Annotated in this window: 19 protein-coding genes, 1 other RNA gene, 1 pseudogene and 1 riboswitch; of the genes and pseudogenes, 8 read left to right on the forward strand and 13 right to left on the reverse strand. The window is 67.2% G+C overall.

Going from position 1 to position 19,824, the window contains the following annotated elements; genetic code table 11:
- Positions 1-7: 7 nt before the first annotated feature.
- Together IPI67_26465 and IPI67_26470 are read right to left on the reverse strand one after the other, a co-directional pair.
- Positions 8-793, reverse strand: coding sequence for a hypothetical protein (locus tag IPI67_26465; protein MBK7583725.1), 786 nt, complete (start codon positions 791-793; stop codon positions 8-10).
- A complete protein-coding gene (locus tag IPI67_26470; GenBank protein MBK7583726.1) occupies positions 786-1,682 on the reverse strand; it encodes an amidinotransferase in 897 nt (298 codons plus the stop codon). Before IPI67_26470 ends, IPI67_26465 begins: the two co-directional genes overlap by 8 nt.
- Before the next feature lie 240 nt (positions 1,683-1,922).
- On the opposite strand from IPI67_26470, the gene IPI67_26475 reads away from it, so the two are divergent.
- Positions 1,923-2,870: a hypothetical protein gene (locus IPI67_26475; protein ID MBK7583727.1), complete on the forward strand. Its 948-nt coding sequence runs from the start codon at positions 1,923-1,925 to the stop codon at positions 2,868-2,870.
- A gap of 24 nt (positions 2,871-2,894) precedes the next feature.
- Here IPI67_26475 and IPI67_26480 read toward each other — a convergent pair whose 3' ends face one another.
- Positions 2,895-4,001, reverse strand: a complete 1,107-nt coding sequence (locus tag IPI67_26480) for a hypothetical protein (protein ID MBK7583728.1) — start codon at positions 3,999-4,001, stop codon at positions 2,895-2,897.
- Positions 4,002-4,067: 66 nt separating this feature from the next.
- Here IPI67_26480 and IPI67_26485 point away from each other — a divergent pair, with 66 nt between their 5' ends.
- The 3 genes from IPI67_26485 to IPI67_26495 are packed head-to-tail and all read left to right on the forward strand — an operon-like array spanning position 4,068 to position 6,893.
- Positions 4,068-5,027 (forward strand): hypothetical protein, encoded by a 960-nt coding sequence (locus IPI67_26485; protein MBK7583729.1) that lies wholly within the window; start codon positions 4,068-4,070, stop codon positions 5,025-5,027.
- Between the two features lie 37 nt (positions 5,028-5,064).
- A complete protein-coding gene (locus tag IPI67_26490) occupies positions 5,065-5,715 on the forward strand; it encodes an RNA polymerase sigma factor (protein MBK7583730.1) in 651 nt (216 codons plus the stop codon).
- Positions 5,712-6,893 (forward strand): FecR domain-containing protein, encoded by a 1,182-nt coding sequence (locus IPI67_26495; GenBank protein ID MBK7583731.1) that lies wholly within the window; start codon positions 5,712-5,714, stop codon positions 6,891-6,893. The genes IPI67_26490 and IPI67_26495 overlap by 4 nt, the downstream gene beginning before the upstream one ends.
- Here IPI67_26495 and IPI67_26500 read toward each other — a convergent pair whose 3' ends face one another.
- Positions 6,894-7,454 (reverse strand): hypothetical protein, encoded by a 561-nt coding sequence (locus IPI67_26500; GenBank protein MBK7583732.1) that lies wholly within the window; start codon positions 7,452-7,454, stop codon positions 6,894-6,896. It abuts the gene before it with no gap.
- 115 nt (positions 7,455-7,569) lie between these two features.
- Here IPI67_26500 and IPI67_26505 point away from each other — a divergent pair, with 115 nt between their 5' ends.
- Together IPI67_26505 and IPI67_26510 are read left to right on the forward strand one after the other, a co-directional pair.
- Positions 7,570-8,322: a hypothetical protein gene (locus tag IPI67_26505; GenBank protein ID MBK7583733.1), complete on the forward strand. Its 753-nt coding sequence runs from the start codon at positions 7,570-7,572 to the stop codon at positions 8,320-8,322.
- 61 nt (positions 8,323-8,383) lie between these two features.
- Entirely contained in the window at positions 8,384-10,843 is a 2,460-nt protein-coding gene (locus IPI67_26510) for a VCBS repeat-containing protein (GenBank protein MBK7583734.1), read from the forward strand.
- A gap of 523 nt (positions 10,844-11,366) precedes the next feature.
- Here the strand turns inward: IPI67_26510 and IPI67_26515 are convergent.
- The 6 genes and pseudogenes from IPI67_26515 to IPI67_26540 all read right to left on the reverse strand — a co-directional run bounded on the left by IPI67_26515 (position 11,367) and on the right by IPI67_26540 (position 15,001).
- Positions 11,367-11,954: a GTPase domain-containing protein gene (locus IPI67_26515; protein ID MBK7583735.1), complete on the reverse strand. Its 588-nt coding sequence runs from the start codon at positions 11,952-11,954 to the stop codon at positions 11,367-11,369.
- A gap of 3 nt (positions 11,955-11,957) precedes the next feature.
- On the reverse strand, positions 11,958-12,521 hold the full coding sequence (locus tag IPI67_26520; GenBank protein MBK7583736.1) for a TerB family tellurite resistance protein: 564 nt from the start codon (positions 12,519-12,521) through the stop codon (positions 11,958-11,960).
- 19 nt (positions 12,522-12,540) lie between these two features.
- Complete coding sequence (locus IPI67_26525; protein MBK7583737.1) at positions 12,541-13,146, reverse strand: hypothetical protein; 606 nt, start codon at positions 13,144-13,146, stop codon at positions 12,541-12,543.
- Positions 13,143-13,502: a hypothetical protein gene (locus IPI67_26530; protein ID MBK7583738.1), complete on the reverse strand. Its 360-nt coding sequence runs from the start codon at positions 13,500-13,502 to the stop codon at positions 13,143-13,145. Before IPI67_26530 ends, IPI67_26525 begins: the two co-directional genes overlap by 4 nt.
- Positions 13,499-14,482 carry a hypothetical protein gene (locus tag IPI67_26535; GenBank protein ID MBK7583739.1) on the reverse strand — a complete coding sequence of 328 codons (984 nt, stop codon included), beginning with the start codon at positions 14,480-14,482 and terminating at the stop codon, positions 13,499-13,501. The genes IPI67_26530 and IPI67_26535 overlap by 4 nt, the downstream gene beginning before the upstream one ends.
- A gap of 9 nt (positions 14,483-14,491) precedes the next feature.
- Positions 14,492-15,001, reverse strand: a pseudogene (locus IPI67_26540) (thrombospondin type 3 repeat-containing protein).
- A 255-nt stretch (positions 15,002-15,256) separates the two neighbouring features.
- On the opposite strand from IPI67_26540, the gene ssrA reads away from it, so the two are divergent.
- Positions 15,257-15,603: a transfer-messenger RNA gene (ssrA, locus tag IPI67_26545) on the forward strand.
- A gap of 5 nt (positions 15,604-15,608) precedes the next feature.
- On the opposite strand, the gene IPI67_26550 is transcribed toward ssrA, so the two are convergent.
- The 3 genes from IPI67_26550 to IPI67_26560 all read right to left on the reverse strand — a co-directional run bounded on the left by IPI67_26550 (position 15,609) and on the right by IPI67_26560 (position 18,550).
- Entirely contained in the window at positions 15,609-16,676 is a 1,068-nt protein-coding gene (locus IPI67_26550) for a site-specific integrase (GenBank protein MBK7583740.1), read from the reverse strand.
- 98 nt (positions 16,677-16,774) lie between these two features.
- The gene (locus IPI67_26555) at positions 16,775-17,023 is read right to left on the reverse strand and encodes a helix-turn-helix domain-containing protein (protein MBK7583741.1); all 249 of its coding nucleotides are present in this window, start codon (positions 17,021-17,023) and stop codon (positions 16,775-16,777) included.
- Between the two features lie 234 nt (positions 17,024-17,257).
- Positions 17,258-18,550 (reverse strand): hypothetical protein, encoded by a 1,293-nt coding sequence (locus IPI67_26560; GenBank protein MBK7583742.1) that lies wholly within the window; start codon positions 18,548-18,550, stop codon positions 17,258-17,260.
- A 401-nt stretch (positions 18,551-18,951) separates the two neighbouring features.
- Between IPI67_26560 and IPI67_26565 the strand changes: the two genes are divergently transcribed.
- On the forward strand, positions 18,952-19,587 hold the full coding sequence (locus IPI67_26565; GenBank protein ID MBK7583743.1) for a metallophosphoesterase family protein: 636 nt from the start codon (positions 18,952-18,954) through the stop codon (positions 19,585-19,587).
- 47 nt (positions 19,588-19,634) lie between these two features.
- A riboswitch (SAM riboswitch) is annotated at positions 19,635-19,732 on the forward strand.
- The last annotated feature ends 92 nt before the right edge of the window (positions 19,733-19,824 follow it).

Genomic DNA, 19,824 nt, shown 5'->3' on the forward strand with positions numbered 1-19,824 from the left:
GCGACGATCACGGCGCACCCCGGCGGATCAGCACGTTTCCGCTCGGGTCGAGGCCCGGCGGCACGACGAAGATCTGCTCGCCAGCCTCGGCGCTGGCGCACATTGCCGCCAGCCGCTCGAAATCCGACGAAGGGATCTTCTCCGCCACCGCAGTCGTGGGTTTGCGCGCCATCGCGGCGGACCACGCGTCCGAGTCCTCCAGGTTGCTCTCGTAGACGAAGCTCTTGGCGCGAAACTCGTGGGTGCCCGGCACCGATGACACGACGCGGAGCGGCCCCATGCGCGTGTGCACACGCACGGCAGGGCTGGCCCACTGCGCGACGCCGCGCAGGCGGCGCGCGCGCACCATCTTGAGCGTGAGCGCCTTCACCCAAGCGCTCGCGAGGATCTTCGGCACCAGGCTCAAGAGCGACACCCCGATGAACGTGCCGGGCTCGATGGTCGGAGCCGCGTAGTAAGCGGCGGCGATGGCAACGTCTTCGGGGCCCAAGCTCAGCCGCTTGCGCGTCGGCACGTCGAGAAAACTGCCGGGGCAGACCAAGAGCCCGATGGCGCTCGGCAACAAGTACAAATCCGAGAGCACCCAGCCGGGCAAGGTGAGGTCACCGGGAAATGCCAGCGCATTGGCGTCGCGGTACCGCTCGACCAAGCTCGGGTGTTGTTCTGCCGCGAAGTATTTGACCGGGCAACTAGCGGGTTCGAGATCGAGCGAGGCGGCGTTGTGTCGAGCGCCGAGGGCGGCGAGGGTCACGTCCGGGTGGCGACCAAAAAAGTCCCGCGCCAGCTCATCCATCGACCGGATCCTCGTCGATCGATCGGCGCTGAGCGGCGAGCGTGTTTTCTTCGGGAATGTGCAGGGCGGCATGCATTTCGGGCGCATGGCACACCAGGCAGCGCGACGCTCCACCCGCTTTTTCACACAGCTCCGCCATCTCGAGCGTCTCGACCTTCATGCCCAGCTGAGCCACGCGCGCCTTCACTCGCTCCGGCACCACACTCGGCGCGAGCCAGGTCTTGCCGACGGGGAGTCCATTGGTGGCGTAGGAGCGGATCTCCTCCTCCGTCACCGGTTCGATCCGGTCTCCGCCGAAGCGGTCGGCCAGGCGCTCGAAGCCGTCCCCCACGATCACGTTGGGGCAGACCAGCAGCTTGTCGACGGCAGGCAGTGGCAAGAGCGCCATGTTGCCGTGAAAGGCGGGTTGCCTGAGCTCGATCACCAGCACCTCACCGTCGAAGTGGGCGAGCGCCGCGCTCAAGCCCGCGCGGTCGGTGCGTCCGCCATGAAACAAGAGCCAGGTTCCGTCGAAACGCGCGACATCGCCCTGCCCCTCCCAGACTCCAGCGCCCGGATCGATCACCTCGAAGCCGAGGGTCGTTGCCAGCGGCTGCCAGGCGTTTCGTTCGTCGAGACGGTGCTCGGCGAACATCCGCGGCAGGAGGAAACGCGGTTTGTGCCCGGGAGCCCGCGGCGGGAGCGGGTGTCCGGCCTCGGCGGCGTACGGCAGCCCGCTGAGTCGTTCGTCCGCCGGGGGCAGCGCCACCACCGTCGCGCCGGCGCGTTCGATGGCCTCGGCGAGGGCGAGCCACTCTTTGCGCGCACGAAGCGGCGAGACCGCGGCGGCCTCTCGACTGCGAAAGTTCGCGCGCCCCCGCAGCGACCAGGTCCGCCCAGGGGGTGACATCAGGTAGACATCGGCGTTCGTCACGGCGCGGACAGTCTCCGATGACCGTCAGCCTGCGTAAAGATCGCGGCGCCCAGCCGCGTCAACTTGGCCGCCGGGTGGAACCCGCCGTACCGTTCCGTGGAGCGCATGAGGATCCCGGCTCGATGCTCGTTCCCTTGGTTGGCCCTCGTGTGCGCGAGCTGCGGAGGAGCGGGCCCGAGCGCGAACACTCCGCCCGAGCGAGCACCGGCGCCACCCGTGCCGACTGAAACGAGCGCCGCGAAGGCGGCTGCTCCGCCCCGGCCCCAACCCACGGCGGCGACACCGACTGAGCCGCCCCCGCGCACACCGTTCCAGCTCGCGAGCGTCACTCCTCCGTACGCGCGCAGCGCGCAGCCCGGCGATGGTGAATGGAAACCCGTGCCGGAGGTCGGAGACGTCGATGGCGAGCCGCTCGCGCTTCGAACCACCCTGCACCCCCATCCGATCCGAAAAGACGTGGAAGTCTTCGTGATCGCCTTCGATCTAACGCGCAGTGAGCTCACCTGGATGCCTGGTCAGAAGGAGCCCGAGACCAAGGCCGTCCCCGACAGCAAACGCAAGGGCATCGTGCCTGCAGCGGACCAGCCGCGCCTCGTCGCCGCGTTCAACGGCGGATTCATGACGAAGCACGGCCGCTTCGGCGCGATGATCGACGGTCACGAGTTCTTGCCGCCCCGCGACGGAGCCTGCACCGTCGCGCTCACCAAGAGCGGCGGCGTGCGCATCGCGCCGTGGGAAGAGCTCACGGGCAGCGTCGGCGACTTCAGCGCGTACCGACAGACGCCACCGTGTCTCTTGCACCAGGGTCAACCTCATCCGTCGGTGGGACACGACCACAAGAAATGGGGACTGTCGGCCGAGGGCAAGTTCGAGATCCGGCGCACCGCGCTGGGGCTCGACGCCTCGGGACGCACGCTCTTCTTCGGGCTCGGCGAGTGGGTGGAGCCGAAACACATCGAGCTTGGCATGCGCACTGCCGGCGCCGTCACGGCCGCGCAGCTCGACATCAACTGGAGCTTCACCCGTTTCAACTTCTACGCCAAGAACGACAACGGTCAGCTCGAGGTCAAGGGCACCCTCGTGCCCAAGCTCGTGCACACCAAACGGAGCTACGTGGGCGAGGTTGCGGTGCGGGACTTCTTCTACGTCAAAAAGAAGCAGTAACCCGCACCATTCCCCGGGACGGCCTCAGCCGCCCTGGCACTCCCCGTCGAAACACACCTGACCCGTGGGGCAGTGGGCATTCGAGCTGCACTCGTCACACTGGAACGAGCCCGGCAGGCAGTGGGGTTTCTGGGCATCTTTGCAGTCCGTGTCAGCGAGACACTCCTCACAGCGACCGGTCGACGCAATGCAGACTGGATTCTGCGGGTCCTTGCAGTCCGTGCTGGCGACACACTCCACACAAATGCCCGCGGTGAGATTGCACACCGGTCGTCCACCGTTCTGGCAGTCCGTGTTGGACTTGCAGCTCGGGTTGCACTCGCCGCCAGGACTGCACGACTGTCCGGTCGGGCAGTTGGCGCTCGACAGACACTGGACGCAGTCGTGGGTGGCCGTGTTGCACTTCTGACCGTTGGTGCAGTTCGCGTCGCTCGTGCACTGCACACACTGACCGGTCGGAGTGCAGGCCGGATTGCCCGCCTGTTTGCAGTCGGTGCTCGTCTTGCACGCGACGCAGGTCTTGGTTGCACCGCAGAAGGGCTGACCTGTGTTGGTGCAGTTCGTGTCGGACGTGCAACCCACGCACACGCCGTTGTCACACACCGGGTTGCCGCCGCCGCAGTTTCCGCCGCCTGCGCCGCAGCTGTTGTTGCACTGGTGTGCGGGCGAGCACTTCTGTCCCGTCGGGCAGTCCTTGTCGGCATTGCACTCGACGCACTGCTTGGTCGCTGGGTTGCAGACCCCGTTCCCCGAGCAGTCGGCGTCCGACACGCAGTCGACGCACAAATTGGTCGCCGGGTCACAGACCGGTGCTCCGCCGGGACACAACCCGCAGTTGCCCGTCGCACCGCCGGTCCCCGTGCCGCCGGTCCCCGTGCCGCCGGTCCCCGTGCCACCGGTCGCGCTTCCTCCCGCGCCAGCAACTCCACCCGTACCCGCAGCGCCGCCAATGCCAGCCGCACCCCCCGTGGTCGCGGCGTCACCCGCCGAGGCGCCGGTGCCAGAACCCCCGGTTGACGCCCCTCCCGTGCCGCTCTTGGACGACCCTTCGTCGTTGCCGCCGCAGGCGGCCACCAGGGAAAACCCCACCAATGAAGCAAAAGCCACGTCTCGAACGATGCGCAAAGTCATGAATTGCCCTTTGTTAGAGTCTCACCCAGAACAGTTGGTACCCACGCGCGGTTTCTACAGGCACCCATGCCGCTCCCTCCCGTCATCATCGAGCTGAGCACCGCGGATGCGGTATCCGTGCACGCGGCGGCGCTGGTCCGAAGCTGCACCGAAGCCGTGACCGACGGACAGTGCAGGGTTGGATCGACGGAAGAGACGGGCGCGCGCGCGGTCGTGATCGTGTCGTGGAACGAAGGGCACGATCAGGCTCGAATCGAGATCGGGGTCAGCAGAGATGGCAAGAACCGCTGGGTCTCTCGCCAGCTCAGCTTCAAAGCAGCGGATCCGGAGGCCGAGCGCTGGCGTGCCGTGGGGCTAGTGATCGGGACGTTGGTCGGCGAGCGGGAGCGCGCGCTGGAGCAGGACGATCCGGCATCGGATGCACCACGCTCCGCACCCACGTCCGCACCCTCGGCGCCGACGCCCGGGCGCCAATCCAGTCCGCCGCACCGCGGCGACCTCACCGCTCCCGCCCCGAGTGATTCTTCGTCCGAGCTCTGGCTCGGCATCGACGCTGTGCTGGGGCCTGCGCTCGATGACGGCAGCTGGCGCTTCGGAGCCGGGCTGCTCGGTGTCTACGACCTGCCACGCACTCCCGCGCTGTTTTCCTCGACGCTGCGCTACCTGACCCGCCCATCCGACGACCAACAGGTAGACGTGCGGTGGTTCGGGATCTCGATGGGAGCGGGACTTCATCACGAACCGCTGCCGGCCCTGCGCCTCGAAGCGCGCACGGAAGCACTGCTCGAACGTATCGAAGCCTCGGTGGGAGGAACACGCCGAGACAGCGACGGCCGCTGGTACCCGGGCCTGCGGCTGGCGCTCGGTGCCGGCGCCCGAATCGGTAGTTTCGTGGCGATCATGGCCCAGACTGAGGTCACGGGCGTCAGCCGCGGAACCGTGATCACGCTGGAGGACCGCGCAGTCGGCCGCGCACCTCCGCTCACCTGGGCCTTCACTGTCGGCGCACGTCTCCGTGTGTTCTGAGTGCCTGCCGGCCCCCGCGGCGGGTACGATCAAGACGATGAGCCCCGTTCGGCGCGAAAAGCCGTGGCTCCGGTCAGTGCCCACAGCGCCGCCGGAGACCGCACCGGAACCCGCGCGGAGCGACGCCGACATCATCGAAGCCGTGGTCTGTGGCAACGGTGCCGTAGCCGGGGAGCTCTACGACCGCTTGCAGAAGACCGTAGACCAGACGCTGTACCGCGTGCTCGGCCGACGTGAGGCGGATCACGAGGATCTGGTCCAGTCCGCGTTCGAGCAGATCGTGAAGACGCTGGCGACGCGACGCTTTGCCGGCGCGTGCAGCCTGCGAACCTGGGCGTCGAGTGTTGCGACACACGTGGGGCTGAACGCACTTCGCTCGCGGCGGCGCGAACGCGGGGTGTTCGATCGTTCGGAGGTGAACCCGCCGGAGCCCAGTCACCCACGAGACGATCCCGAACGGCAGACGTCAGTGCGTCGCGACGTCGACGACCTGCGCGAGAAGTTGGCTTCGCTCCACCCGACCCGCGCCGAAGCCCTGCTGCTGCACGATGTGCTCGGGCACGACCTGGCGGAGATCGCCGTGCTCACCGGCGTGAGCATCTCGGCCGCGCAGTCGCGCCTCGTGCGCGGTCGCCACGACCTGATGCAGCGGCTCGGGAAGAAATCCACGAAGGGGGGTGCACCGTGAGCGACCGTCCTTCGACCCCCGATGTCCTCGCCGAGCTCGGGCGTGCGCCGATCCCCGTCGAGGAGCCCGACGTCACCGAAGCTCGTCGGGGTCGCGTCGTCAGTCAGCTCGCGCGTTCGATCCGCGAGTCGAAGGCCACACGGGAGCGCGCCCGGCGCCAACGCATTGCCGTGTCCGTGCTGGCGGTCGCGGCGCTGTTGGCCCTCTTCATCGGCGGACTCTGGCGCGGAGCAGGCACTCCCCACACCGAGAGTGTGGCCAGTGTGCGCGCGAGCTCCTCCGGCGTCCTGGTCACCCACGGCGCCGAGTCGAGCGTCGCGCAGGTGAACACGGAGCTCAGCCTCGCGAGCGGCGATGGAGTCAGCACGGTAGCCGATGCCCACGCAGCGCTCCGCCTCGCGAGCGGCGCCGAGGTGAAGATCAGCGCGAGCACGCGGGTAACCCTGTCCGCAGCCACCGCCGGCGACGAACAGCTCGAGCTCAGCACAGGCGAGATCGCCGTGCAGGTGCCACATCTGGGTGAACATGGCAGCTTCCGGGTGCAAACACCGGATCTGCGCGTCGTCGTGCACGGCACCGCGTTCGTCGTCCGGGTCTCCAAGCGAAGCGAGGGAGTGGGCACACTGACCGAGGTCACGGTGACCGAGGGCAAGGTCTCGGTCGAGCGCCAGGGAGCCACTCGCTTCCTGACCAAGGGTCAGAGCTTCCGCTCGGACGCGGACGAGTCCAAGTCGACGAAGAACGACGTTGCTCCGCGCCCGACCGCGGAGGCAGCGCCGCCGAGCGCGGACACATCGCCCAGCGCCGAAGCGGCCGGCAAGACGACAGCGCCCGTAAAGCCCGCGTCGCCCGTCACTGCACCGACCAAGGCTGCCATCAACGACCCCTCGGCGCTGGCCGAGCAGAATCGGTTGTTCGGCGCTGCCGCTGCCGCGCGCCGCAAGGGCGACGATGCCACGGCGCTCGGCCACCTGAATCAGTTGCTGTCACGATATCCGAACAGCCCCTTGGCACCGGAAGCGCGCGTCGAGCGTTTCAGGGCACTGGCTCGCTCCGGAAAACAGTCCGAGGCAGCGCAAGAGGCGCGGCGTTATTTGCTCGAGCACCGTGGTGGCGCAGCCGAAGAAGAAGCGCGCGGCGTCGCGCTCACCCCTGGCGGCAGTTCCAAGCCCAAGTGATCAGCCCTTGCACTGATGCTCGGCGAGGTCGCACGTCTTACCGCCCGTGCAGTGTCCGTCGGTCAGGCACTCCACACACTCGCGCATGTCGCAGTGGGGTTTGTCCCCGACACACTCCGCGTCGGTGAGGCACTGCCCACAACGCCCGAGCACACACAGCGGCTCGTCCCCGCTCTTGCAGTCGTCGTTCGTCCGACAGTCCACGCACGCGCCGCTGGCCAGATCGCAGTGTTGACCCTCCGACTGGCAATCGGGCTCGCCGGCGCAAGCACCTCGGCACTCCCCGGACGGATCACACGCTCTTCCTGCCTCGCAGTGCCCGGAGACCAGACAGCGCACGCAGCGCCGCTGAGCCGGGTTGCAGAACTGGGTCTCGCCGGAACATTGGCTCGCGTTCGTGCAACCGCCGCCACCGCTCACCCCCGTGCCGCCCGCACCGCCCGTGCCGCTCGCACCGCCGGCGTCAGACCCGCCGGCGCCCGACAAGAGCGAGAGCTCCTGATCGTCACCGCACGCCACCAGGCACGCCGAAACGAGCAGGCCAGCCATGATGGCGCGCATTGGGGCAAAGATAGCGCACTTCCCTGCGCTCTTCCCGCAGCTTTGTCCCTGCCTGCCCGAACCACCCTGCGGTTACTCTACGGAAGTCAGCCGGAGTGCTGTCAGGAGAATCCCCATGCCTTCCCCCCATACTTCCTTTGGTGTGCGCGGCCTCGGTGCCGCCACCTTGGCGTTGCTGTTCGCCTTCGCCTGCGGCAGCAGCGACGACGCGGGCCTCGGTGGCCTCGGCAACCAGGCCGAGTGCAAATCCAACAGTGATTGCAACGGCGGCGATCCGTACTGTCAGGACGGCCGTTGCGTCGCCTGTTCCTCGAACAGCGACTGCAAAGATCCCGGGACGACCTGTGACAGCGTGACGGGCGATTGCAAGCGGACGTGTACCGCGGCCACCGACTGCACCAATGGCAACGCGCAAATCTGCTCCGACAAACGTGGTGTGTGTGTGCGCTGCCAGGCCAACACGGACTGCAACGGCGACAACCCGCTGTGCAACACGACCATCGACCGCTGCGTCGAATGCAAGACCAGCGCCGACTGCGGCAACGCCAACCCGGTCTGCGACATCCTGGCTGGTGAGTGCGGCGAGTGTGCGGTCAACGCCGACTGCCCCAGCGCGCGCCCCAAGTGCGAGGAGCGCCACTGCATCTCGACCGGTTGCACCAGCAACGAGGGTTGCGGCGGCGAGCGCCCGTACTGCGACGTCGAAGCCAAACAGTGCGTCGAGTGCCTGACGGATCAGAACTGTGCCGGTGGCGGCAAGCCGGCGTGCGACAAACAAGAAGGCCGCTGCGTCGAGTGCACCTCGAACGAGTTCTGCGACCCAGGGCAGACCTGCGACCTGAAAGGCATGGAGTGCAAGGGAGGCTGACAACCGCCAGCCTCTCTCTCTCGACCTGACGGCACCGGACAGACGAGCTAAGCTCCGGCGCATGCGCCATCAGATCTGGTCGGGCTTGGTGTTGGCGGCCGCGGCTGCCGGAGTTGCCTTCGCTTGCGGCGGAGACAGCGAAGGCGGCACGGCCGGCGGTGACTGCGGCGGCGGCTGCCCCACCGGTCAGGTGTGCAAGAGCGGCAAGTGCACGAGCACCGGAGACTCGGGCGTCGGCGGCACCGGCAGCGGAGGCACGAGTGGAGCCGGCGGTTCGGGCGGCCTCAACACCGACGGTCCGGCCTGCGCAGCAGCCAAACAGTGCGGCGCAACCTGCTGCGGCGCCGGCCAGTTCTGCGCGCTCGGCACCGCGTGCGCCATCGAACAAGATCCCTGCACCGGCAATGACGACTGCTGGTTCGATAGCTACTGCCTGAACGGGCAGTGTGTTCCCTACGGCGTGCCCAAGGACAAGATCAAGGACGAGACCTGCAAGCTCGCCATCAGCATCGACAAGATCGTGCCCTCGGTGCAGTGCCGCTGGACCGCGCCGCCCGCCGGCGACGCCCATCCGAACCACTTTCACGTCATGGCCACGCCGGTGGTCGTCGACTTCGACTTCGACAGTGATCCGAAGACGCTCGCGCCGTCGATCATCTTCCCGACGTTCCCGACGAGCGGCAGCTACGGCAACCCAGGCATCCTGCGGGTGATCAGCGGGTCGGACTGCTCACAGCAGTACAGCTTCGACAAGGCCGGGGACGAGGTCATGTCCCCGTCGTCCGTGGCGGTCGCCGATGTCGATGGTGACGGACGCGCAGAGATCATCGCGCCCGCCCACGGCGGCGGCATGCTCGCGTTCAAGTTCGATCCCACCGCCAAGACCTTCTCGCGCCTGTGGCGCTCGGGCACCTGCGCCGGCGGCAAGGGTCCGCCCACCAGCCCCGACAGCACCGGTCCCGCCAAGTGGAGCGGGCCCAGCATTCACGACCTGAACGACGACGGAAAACCCGAGATCATCTACGGTGCGACCGTCTACGACAACGAAGGTTGTGTTTTGTCGAGCGCCCTCGGGTTCCCGAACTACAGCCAAGGTTACGTGCCGGTCATCGCCGACGTCGACGAAGACGGCAAGATGGAGCTGGTCCAGGGCAACGCCATCCACGAGTGGGACTCGACCACCAACAGCTGGAAGGTCGAGAGTTACTTCAACGCCGCCGGCAAGGCCGCGGGTCAGGTCGCGGTGGCTGATCTCGGCAGCTTCCCGCTAGCGGCATTCAGCAACCAGGACCGCGCCGAGGTCGTGGTGGTCTCCGCGGGTCAGGTGCGAGTCCAGACCATCGACGGGAACATCATCTTCGGACCCGTGGCCATCCCCGGTGGCGGCACCGGCGGACCGCCGACGATCGCCGACTTCGACGGCGACGGCCGACGGGAGTTCGCGAGCGCCGGCGGCACCCAGTACGCCGTCTTCGATTTCGATTGCCTCGCCGGCGGAAGCGCCGCGGGCTGCGGCGGTCAGAGCAAGACGAGCGGCATCCTGTGGCAACAGGCATCGCAGGACGGCAGCTCGAACGTCACGGGTTCGAGTGTGTTCGACTTCGACGCCAACGGCTCGGCGGAGGCCGTCTACGCCGACGAGTGCTTCCTGCGCGTATACGAGGGCGCAACGGGCAAGGTGCTCTACAGCGCGGCGCGCTCGAGCGGCACCACCTACGAGAACCCGGTGATCGTGGACGTGGACGGAGACTACCGCACCGAGATCGTGTCGGCGGTGAACGACTACGCCGGCAGCCTCGGCTGCCCCGCAACGGATCCGCTCTTTCCGAGCGCCCAGTTCGCGGTCAACCACGGCATCGTCGTGCTGCGTGACGAACAAGATCGCTGGGCAGCCTCTCGCCCGGTCTGGAATCAGCACGCCTACGCCGTCACCCACGTCGGCGACCACGGTGAGTCACCCAAGACCAGCGCTGTCGCCATCAACTGGAAAGATCCGAAGCTCAACAACTTCCGCCAGAACGTGCAGGGCGGCCTCGAGGCCCTCGGCGAGCCGGATCTCACCGCTGGCGGCGACGTCGGCGCGGTGAAATGCAACGGCACCCTCGCCACCGTCGAGGCCAAGGTCTGCAACCGCGGCACGCTGCCGATGGTGGGCGGCACGGAGGTCGCGTTCTTCGAAGGCTCCGAGACCGGCAAAGAACTGTGCAGCGCGCCCATCCCCATCGCCCTCGGCGTGGGCGAGTGCATGGTCGTGAGCTGTCAGGCAGATCTCGGTGGAAAGACCCTCGACGTGTTCGTGAAGGTCGACCCGAAATCACTCAGCAAGGAGTGCTGGGAGCAGAACAACGCCGCCATCTACAAAGGGCGTCGCGTGCGGCCAGGTGCCGCACTGATCAGTCGCTGGAGACGTCGGAGCCGGCGTCACTCGGCGCGGCGCCGTCGCCGCAAGGCTTCGGCACGATGTTGTCGGGCTTGGGCACGCCGGCGGGCAGGGCCCCCCAGTCGTAACACTGCTTGGTGACGAACGGCTCGAACACACCGCAGAAGCCGGTGGACGGGCAACAGCCCTGCAGCTTCACGCCGCCGACGGTGTAACCGTCACAGTTCGGATCCGCAGCGTCCGGGGGAACCTGCGCGTCGAGGCCACCCTCGAGCAGCTTGGTGATGTCTTCTTGCGAGACACACCCGAGCCCGATGGCGCTGCCGTCGTAGCCACACTCGTTGGTGGGCAGACAACAACCCGGCGCAATACCACCGAGTCCGGGGCAATCCGCCGCGACGCACTTGCCGGCCTCCGCGGTCGTGCCGCCCGTGCCGCCACTCGTGCCGGCAGTGCCGCCCGTCGACGAACCGCCGGTGCCGGCCTCCGTCCCGCCGGTGCCACCGGTGCCGCCGGTCTTCTTGTTGTTGTCGCTCTCGGAGTCACCACCGCACGCGGGCGAGAGCCACGCGCCGAAGGTCACCGCCGCCACTGCAAGGATTGCTCGATTCCTATTCATGTCGCACCACCGGGGCGGGAGGCTAACACGACAGCTGCGGGTCGGTCAGGTCTGCCCAGCGAGCTTGCCGAGGATCCCGCGGGAAACCCCCTTCAGCGTCTCGAACACACCCATGCCGGTCCGCGCGCAGGCCTCGAAGTCTGGGACCTTCGTCGGGTTCAAGAGCCCCCGCAGCTCTTCGAGGTCCATGGCGTTCGGCAGGTCGCGTTTGTTGAACTGCACGATGTACGGGGTGTTGTCCGTGCGGAGGCCATATTCCGCCAGGTTGTGGTGCAAATTGTCGAGGCTCTCCTGGTTTGCCTCGAGCCGCTCGGTCTGGGAATCCGCGACGAAGATCACCCCGTCGGCGCCCTTCAAGATCAGCTTGCGGCTGGCGTCGTAGAACACCTGACCTGGCACCGTGTAGAGGTGAAAGCGGATCTTGAAACCCCGCACGCTGCCGAGATCGATCGGCATGAAGTCGAAGAAGAGCGTGCGCTCCGTCTCCGTCGCCAGCGAGATCATCTTGCCCTTGCTGGCCGGGTTGGTCTTCTCGAAGATGTACTGCAGGTTCGCGGTCTTGCCGCAGAGACCCGGGCCGTAATACACGACCTTGCAGTTGATCTCCTTGGTCATGTGATTGATGAAGCTCATGCTTTAGCTCCCGAGCTCCGCGCGAACGCGCTCGACGACGCCTGCGACCACCTTCGCGGTCTGTTCCTTGGTCAACCCGAAGTGTCCCCCGAGCTCCGACAGGGCGTCGGCCTCTGGCCCGCCAAGCGCACCATCTGCGAGCGCAACCACCGTCGCAAAACCGAGCGCCTCGGTCTGCCGCTCCGGCTCCGCGAAGTCCTCCGCCGCCCGGCGCAGCCGCTCGCGGCGACCGAGCATCTCGACGGCGGCGTCGAGATCCTTGAAGTGCAGCTCCAGGGCGTCTTGCGCCAGCGACTTGCCGGTCAGGCGCTCGAGCAGCTCGGCCAGGGCATGGCGCTCTTCCTCGGCGAAGCCGTCGGCGGAGGCCACCAGATACGCCAGCTCCAGGATCGAGACGAAGTAGGCGCCGGTCACCGCATCGTCGCGCTGCTGCGCGGCGTCGGCTTCCTGCTTCAGAACGCCCGTCGTCGGCAGCGCCCCCACGGACGCGTGCTCGACGGCGGCCTGGATGGCGGCGCGCACACGAGCGACGCCGAACTCGGTCAGGTCCACGGTCGGAAGGCTCATCAATGCTCCAATGCCACGGCTACTCGGCAGCATCAACGCCGGAGGACCAATCCCGGTGGACCCGCTCGACCTCGTCGTAAAGCTCGAACAGAACCTCGCGCAGATTGCCCCGATGGCGCGCGAGGGCGGCGGCGAGGCGGGGGTGCTCGGGGACCGGCCAATTGCGCCCGGAGACGAGCTGCCGGACCACGAGCTCGGCGGTTTCCGGAGTGACCGCGCCGAGGCGGAGGCTGGCGTAGCCAATGTCGTGATGAGCGGTGACGACGAAGGCCGGGCGGGTGCGCGCGCGCGCCGCGGCGAGCCGGAGCCGCGCCCAGGCCGACAGCTCCTCGTACTCGTCGACCAGCCACAGCTCCCGCGGCCCGCGCGTCGCGAAGCGCTCGGGAGCAAACCCTTCGGAGCCGCGAACCCGCGTCACCCGAAAGCTCGCTGAGAGCGCGCGAGCTTCGAGCAGCGCCAGGAGCGAGCTCTTGCCACTGCCGTGGGGTCCGACGATTTGATGTCGCGCTCCGGGGACGAGCGCCCGCGAGCACAACCACTCGAGCTCGTCGCCGAACCACGGTAGCTGCCCCGGCGCAAAACGCGCCGCGACGAACGGGTTGTGCGGCGCACCGTGAAACCTCATGCCGGCCACCCGACGAGGAAGTCCTTCTCCTCGATCTGATCACCCCCGAGCGGCGCCTGGCGACGCACGCTGACCAACCACCTCAACTTGAGCAAAGTCCCGGTGTAGCTCACCGGCAAGAGCGGCAGGTTCACCTCGAAGCGGTGGCTACCGGTTGCCGCGTCGCCCGCACCGTCCGAGAGCACGCGAAAGAGCGCGACCTCGAGGTCGGTGTTGCCTTTACCGTCGGTCATCCACATGACCGTCAGCTCGACCTTGCGCTCTTCTTGACCTGCGAGCGGTGTGAGAACGACTCGTCCGCGCAGCACACCGCCGGGCTCACACAGCTCGCGCTCGAGCTCGATCTCGATGCTCATGTGGCCGGCCTCGGCAGCGCACGGAAGGAAAATCCCTCGTCGTAGTCGGGCCAGCCGGCGATTTCGGCGTGCACGGTGACCAGCCAGAGCAGCTGGTTGTTCTCGGAGGCAAAAGACGCCGGCGCGTCGGCGGGCAGGGTCAACACCAGATCGTGAGTCCAGTGTTCACCCCGGGCGACGCTGCGCCCCGGCTCGTCGAACAGTGTGCGCTCGAACACGACGTGTTCTTCGCTGCGAGTGCTGGTGCCCACGCTGTAGCGGACGACTTCTTTGCACGAGACACCGATGCGGTAGCGGGTGACGCGGGCGGGGCCCGACTGATCGACGTGAATCGAGAGCTCGTCACCCAGGTAGGTCGGCTCGGCGGAAATCTCGACCCGGGGCAGGCGCCGCCGGCCGATGCGGCGCCGCACGAAGGCGAAGGTGACGTAAGAGCCGATGCTGACGAACAGCAGCAGGAAGAGTGAGCCCAGGATGTTGCGGCTCTCGACCATGACCAGAAAGAACGGCCAGGTGATGCCGTTCCAGACGACCATGAAGACCACTTCGGCTGCGGTGCTGGCGGTAGAGTGGAGCGAGATGGTGCGGGCGAGCACCCGACCGGGCAGGGTCTCGAGCCGCTGCACGGGTGCGGTGTCGAGCACATCCGCGTAGAGCTCCCGGGCGCTCCGCGAAAGGCCGGCGGCGTGGCGGTAGACATCACGTTCCGCCGCGGGTGGCAGCACGTCGCTCTTGGGCAGAGGGCGCCGCTTCTTTGCTGCTCGCGCCTCGGGCGACTGGGTATCGAGCAGCGCGCCGCGGATGATCATGCCGCCGGCGAAGAGGAATGCTCCGCCGAACGGCAGTCCCACCCAGGCCGAGCTGTGACCGACTGCGACGTCACGGAGTGCGGCGACGAAGGCCCAGCCCCCGACGCCGACGAATGGCAAAGCGAAGCCGATCTTCGCCAGAGTTGCGATGGGGCCGCTGCGGGTGGCCATGCGATTTCAGTCTGGGCAGCCGTCTTGGTCGGCGCGGCCGTTGAAGTTCTCTGGGTCGTTGGGGCAGCTGTCGTTGACGTCGGGGATGCCGTCGCGATCGTTGTCGGGGTCGGGGCAGCCGTCCTCGTCCTGGAAGCCGTCTTTGTCCTCGGCGTCGTTGGGGCACATGTCATTCTTGTCGAGGATGCCGTCCTTGTCGTTGTCGGGATCGGGGCAGCCGTCTTGATCTTGGAAGCCGTCGCGGTCTTCCGGATCGTCGGGGCATTTGTCGACTGGGTCACCGACGCCGTCCCCGTCCCGATCGCCAGCGCTGCCTTCGGGGCAGCCGTCTTCGTCCTGATCGCCGTCTTTGTCTTCGGGCACGTTCGGACATTTGTCGTCGCGGTCCAGGATGCCGTCGCGATCGTTGTCCGGATCGGGGCAACCGTCCTCGTCCTGGAAGCCGTCGAAGTCTTCCGGGTCGTTGGGGCATCTATCGAGATCGTTGGTGAGGCCGTCGCCGTCGAGATCGCCAGCGGAGGCGCCGCTCGGCTGGCTGGGGGGTGCGGTGGGGTCGTCGGTGGCGATGGTGTTGGGAGAGGAGGAGGTCGGCGCTGGGGGGGTGGGGTTGGCGGGTGGAGTTGCGGAGGGGCCGCAAGCTACGAGGAGGGCGAGGAGGGGAAGGAGCGAGCGCCGCATGGTTCGGATGTTAGGCGGAGGAGGGGGGGTTGGAGAAGGTGGCGCGCTTGACCTTTGGGGAAAGGGGGCTAGTTTGCGGGGCACCCACACCCTTTCGGGGGCGATCGGTTTCGACGTGGGGACTGAAGGTTAATCTGCGTGTGCTGGCACTCGGCCCAGTTCAAAACCGAGCCGTACTAATTGCGAACGACAACGCAATCGCTCTCGCGGCCTGAAAAACCGTGAAGCCGTCCAACCGTGAGATAGTCCTGCTAGCGGAAGGGCGTCAGCACTAGGGCTGGGTCACTCGAGGAAGCCTTCGATAGAGTGACCGAGAAAAAGTGAAGGCTAGGTCGTGGCCGAACCCACGAAACCCGGTCCCGGGGTCAATTGGGACTACGCACGTGAACGAAGGTTAGCTGGACGCCTCGCGGACCCGGGTTCGATTCCCGGCGCCTCCACAACTCAACTACCGGACATCGTTGGAGACTGGAGACGGGCCTCGGCCCGTCTCCAAAATGTCTCCACGATTTCCGTCGGCGCGCGGCTCCTGTTGCTCCCGTCGGGCCGCGTCCAGGAGCTGGATCGCGCTCTCCCGATTCGCCGGCGACAGGTGCATGTACTTCATCGTCGTCGTGATGTGCTGGTGACCCGCCAGCTCCTGAATGGCCTTCACCGGCGCGCCCCGGGCCGCGAGCATCGAGCAGAAGGTGTGCCGAAGGCGGTGGATCGCCCCGGTCACCTCGAGCCCCGCTCGCCGCTGAGCCCGCTCGAACCAAGCCCGAACGTGCTTGTTCGAGAGCTGCTCGCCCTTGTCCGTGTAGAGCACCCGCGGACCGCGTAGATGCCGGTTCGCGGTCAAGGCCTTGGCCAGAGACTCCGTCATCGGCACGAACCGGTGCTTGAAGCCCTTGGTCTCGGTCTCGATGCCGTTCCAGACCGAGCGGCGCACAGCAATGAGCCGCCGCTTGAGATCGAGATCGGAACCCCGGAGAGCAATGATCTCTCCGCGCCGAAGCCCCGCATCGCCGGCCAAGAGAACCAACAGGTAGATCTCTGGACCGAGCTTCTGCGCAGCTTCGACGAGCCGCTGGTATTCGAGGAACTCGTACCAACCCGGCACGTCCTCGCTGACCTTCAGCAACCGAATGCGGCAGGGCACTTGGACAATCACGCCCCACTCGACCGCCATCTTGAGCGTCATGCTGAGCGTGCTCAGCACGTTGTTGACGGTCTTGGAGCTCTTGATCGCGAGCTCGCCCTTCAGGAGTTGGATGTCTTCGTTGGTGAACTGGTCGAGCCGCTTGCTGGCGTAGCGAGGCAAGAGGTGTGTTCGGAACACGCTCTCTTTGCTCTCGATGCCCGAGGGCTTCTGCCGGTTCGCCCGGCAATGACCCTCGATGAACCGCGGCTTGAACTCTCCCAGTGTCGGCACCTCCTTCAGTTCGAGCGGCGGGTCGAGAGCGGCCTTGCCGGCGCGCAGCAGCTCGCTCTCCCTCGCTTCCGCCCAGCGTTGGGAAGCGGTCTTTCCGCTCACCGGCGTCAGGAGCCGCCGTCGAAACGGCGTTCCATCTGGCCACGTGAAGCGAATGTCGGCTTCCCATCCTCCGCGCCTGTACTTTCTGACCTTGACCGTCATCTCCGGGAACCTCCCGGCGATGGCGCTCGTCCTTCGGCCAGAGAGCGTAACAGATCGTCTCGGCGGACGAGGAGGCGCCGGCCGTCCTTGACGGCTCCGGGCAGGAGGCCACGCTCTGCGCGGGCGTAGAGGGCGCCACGAGTGGTGCGGAGCAACGCCGCCGCCTCCGCTGGGGTCAGCAGGTAGGGAAGCCCCGACAGGTTGGTCACCGGCGGAAGCGCGTGTGCGGGCGAGCGCTTGCTCACCCCTGGATCGAAGCCCAGAAATCGACCTTCGACGACTGCAATGCGTGATCAAATGCAGCGAAATGCGAGCGCAAACTCGGCACAAGGGTTCGAGCTCGCATTGAGGGCTGAACTTCGAACGCAGTCGGCTCCCCCTGAAAACCGCCCAGGCCGAGGGCCCGCCCGCGCGCAGAACCCATCCAAACGTTGCTCAGAGTGACGAAAACGTGGGTTCAAGGCGCGTTCAGTCCGGAATCACTTCGGCATCAAAACGGCGCCCGCTTGGCGCTGAAGTCCGCCTTCTGCACGGTAGAACGCGACACGATGCCGCCACTCCTCTCGCCACTCGTGCTCCGCCAGCCCGTAGCGTTGGTTGGCCGCGCCGTGTTCCGGGGGAGTCGCTCCGCTGCGAAAGGTGCCGGGCGCCCGGTGCACCCGCTGGGCTGGAATGAATGAGACACCCGGCTTTCCGATTTCTTGCGCCCACCCTTCCGTGCTGCAGACCCAGGTCCGCGGCTGGCCGGTGTAGGGATCGGCGTCCGACTCGCGGTATTCAAATCGGAAAACCCCGGTCGGTGGGACGAACGGCGGGCATTCCTCGGTGCAGAAGAACCAGTCGGGCAGGTCAGCCGGCGACAGATGCTCGCGGTGATAACGCTCAATGGCGGCAACACGATCGCGCCGCTCGAATGCGAGGGCATGCGGCAGCGCCTCGATGCTGACGCCGGCCGCCAGCAGCTCGCGTCGGCGTCGAAGCCACGCCTCCCGCCACGCCCGCTCCAGCTCGCGATAGCGCAAACTCACGGCGGCGTACTCGGGGGGCAGGCTGCCCGGCTCGTGCCAATCATCACCTTCTGCAAACCCGAAGAGATCGGTCGCAGGTTGCTGCACCAGCTGTCCGTCCTCCAACTCCCAAGTCGCGCTCCGGCCGATCGCTGTGCCGATTTGGAGTGGACCGGAGTCGTCCCCTTCGGCGCCGCGCCCACCGTACCAGGCCCTAAAGACCCCAACCGGTGGGACGAACTCCGGGCATACACGAGTGTCCCAGAATGTCGCCGGGATCCGCGCGGGGTCGGCGTGCACCGTTACGTACTCGATCAAGGCCTCGAAGCGCCCGGAGTGGTCGGGGCCGCATTCCAAAGCCGCACCAGTGGAATCGGTGTTCTGCTGCGGGCCTCCTTCTAGCGGCACTCCCGCCACGGCGACTGCGCTTCCGCCCCCTTTCCACGCGACGAGAGCCGCGCCATCATTGATCGAATAGCGTCGGTCAGGCGCCGCAGTCGGGGCGATGCCGCCGGCGACGATCGCGGCCGTCACGTCGGTTTCTGAAACTTGGGCCTGCTTGACCGCCGGCAAGTTCAGCAGCTCCGTTTCGCGGAGCAGCTTGCGACCTGCGACCTCGGCGTAGTCCACAAGGGTGGTCCCCTCGACGGTCTCTGTCGGAAGCGCTCCCGACGTTTTCCAGTTCCGTACAGTGCCGGGGCTGACGCCCACCAGGCGCGCGAACTCGTCCACGGTCAACAGCGTCCGGCTCACTTCCTCCACCATTCGGCACTCCCAACATGCGAGATATGACCCGGTAACGACGCCAGCGCAAGCGCGGCTCGGCGTGGCGAATCGCATGCGTTCGGTCGCGTCGACGGGGCCGTGGACGATTCTCGAGCGGGACGCTGATCAGGTTTCGAGGTAAGCCGTCGACGAGACGCTCCACGCTGATGTCAGGGTGGAGCTTGAGCAGCACCAAGGTCGAGCCCGCGCGCGTTACGGAGCGTGGTCGGGTAAATGAAACCGGGCGGCCTGGGGTGTCCGAGCGCCGACAGGGTCCGAGCCGCGGTGAAAGACGCGGGAAGGTGCCGGCGGCCCATGGCGAGCGGCCAGTCATCGTCCCATTTTGAGAAGCCCTCGCGCGCACGCTAAGCCGGCTGAGCCCTATTAGTAGGAGGCCCCCCATGCCTGCAAAGATCGGCTTCATCTCGGACGTCCACGGCGACGTCCACGCCTTGCGCGACGCCCTGCGCCTGCTCGACGAGATGGGCGTGACGCGCATCGTCTGTCTCGGAGACGTCGTCGACTATGGCGTCTTTGTTGACGAAAGTGCAGCTCTGCTCGCGGAACGCGGGATCAAGACCTTGAGAGGGAACCACGACCGGTGGTGCCTCACCAACAAGTCCGTCGGGACCAACGCCGCCGACTTGACCCCCGCCGGCCGGCGCTTCTTCAAGGCGATGGTGCCGTCCTGGTCTGCGACGATCGAGGGCGTGCGCGTCGCCGCGCACCACGCGCGGCCTGGGAACGACATGCACGGCGTCATGCCCGACGCGACGGCCGACGAGCTCCACGAGGTGCTGCGCGCCGCAGGGACCGACGTGGTCGTCGTCGGGCACACCCACCGCGCCATGGAGCTGCGTCTGGGCGACCGACTCGTCCTGAACCCCGGTGCCCTGTTGCGCGATCCCGCCGACGGCTGGGAGCGCGAGCTCCCGACGCCGGGCACCTTCGGCGTGCTCGAGCTGCCGGATAAGCGCTGGACCGTGTTCAGGGCCCGGACGGGGGGCGCGGTCGAGATCGTGAGGGCGGCAAAGTAGCGACGTGTTCGTGGGCCGGCCGCCCAGGCATGCTACGATTCTCGAAGCATCAAGACAGGCGAAGGGAACCGGCCCTGCGAAGCCTGGCCAACCTGCCCTAGCGGGCAAGGTGGCAACGCCGGAGCGGCACGCGCCGCAGACGATGGAGGTTCTGATGGTCGCCCGCTCTCGCCACAGCCGCGACGTTCTCGTCGAAGGAGGCCGTACTTGGCGCTCCGATGGCACTGCGATCCGCAA

The organism is Myxococcales bacterium, from assembly GCA_016706225.1.
In the GTDB taxonomy this organism is placed as follows: Bacteria; Myxococcota_A; Polyangia; order Polyangiales; family Polyangiaceae; genus JADJKB01.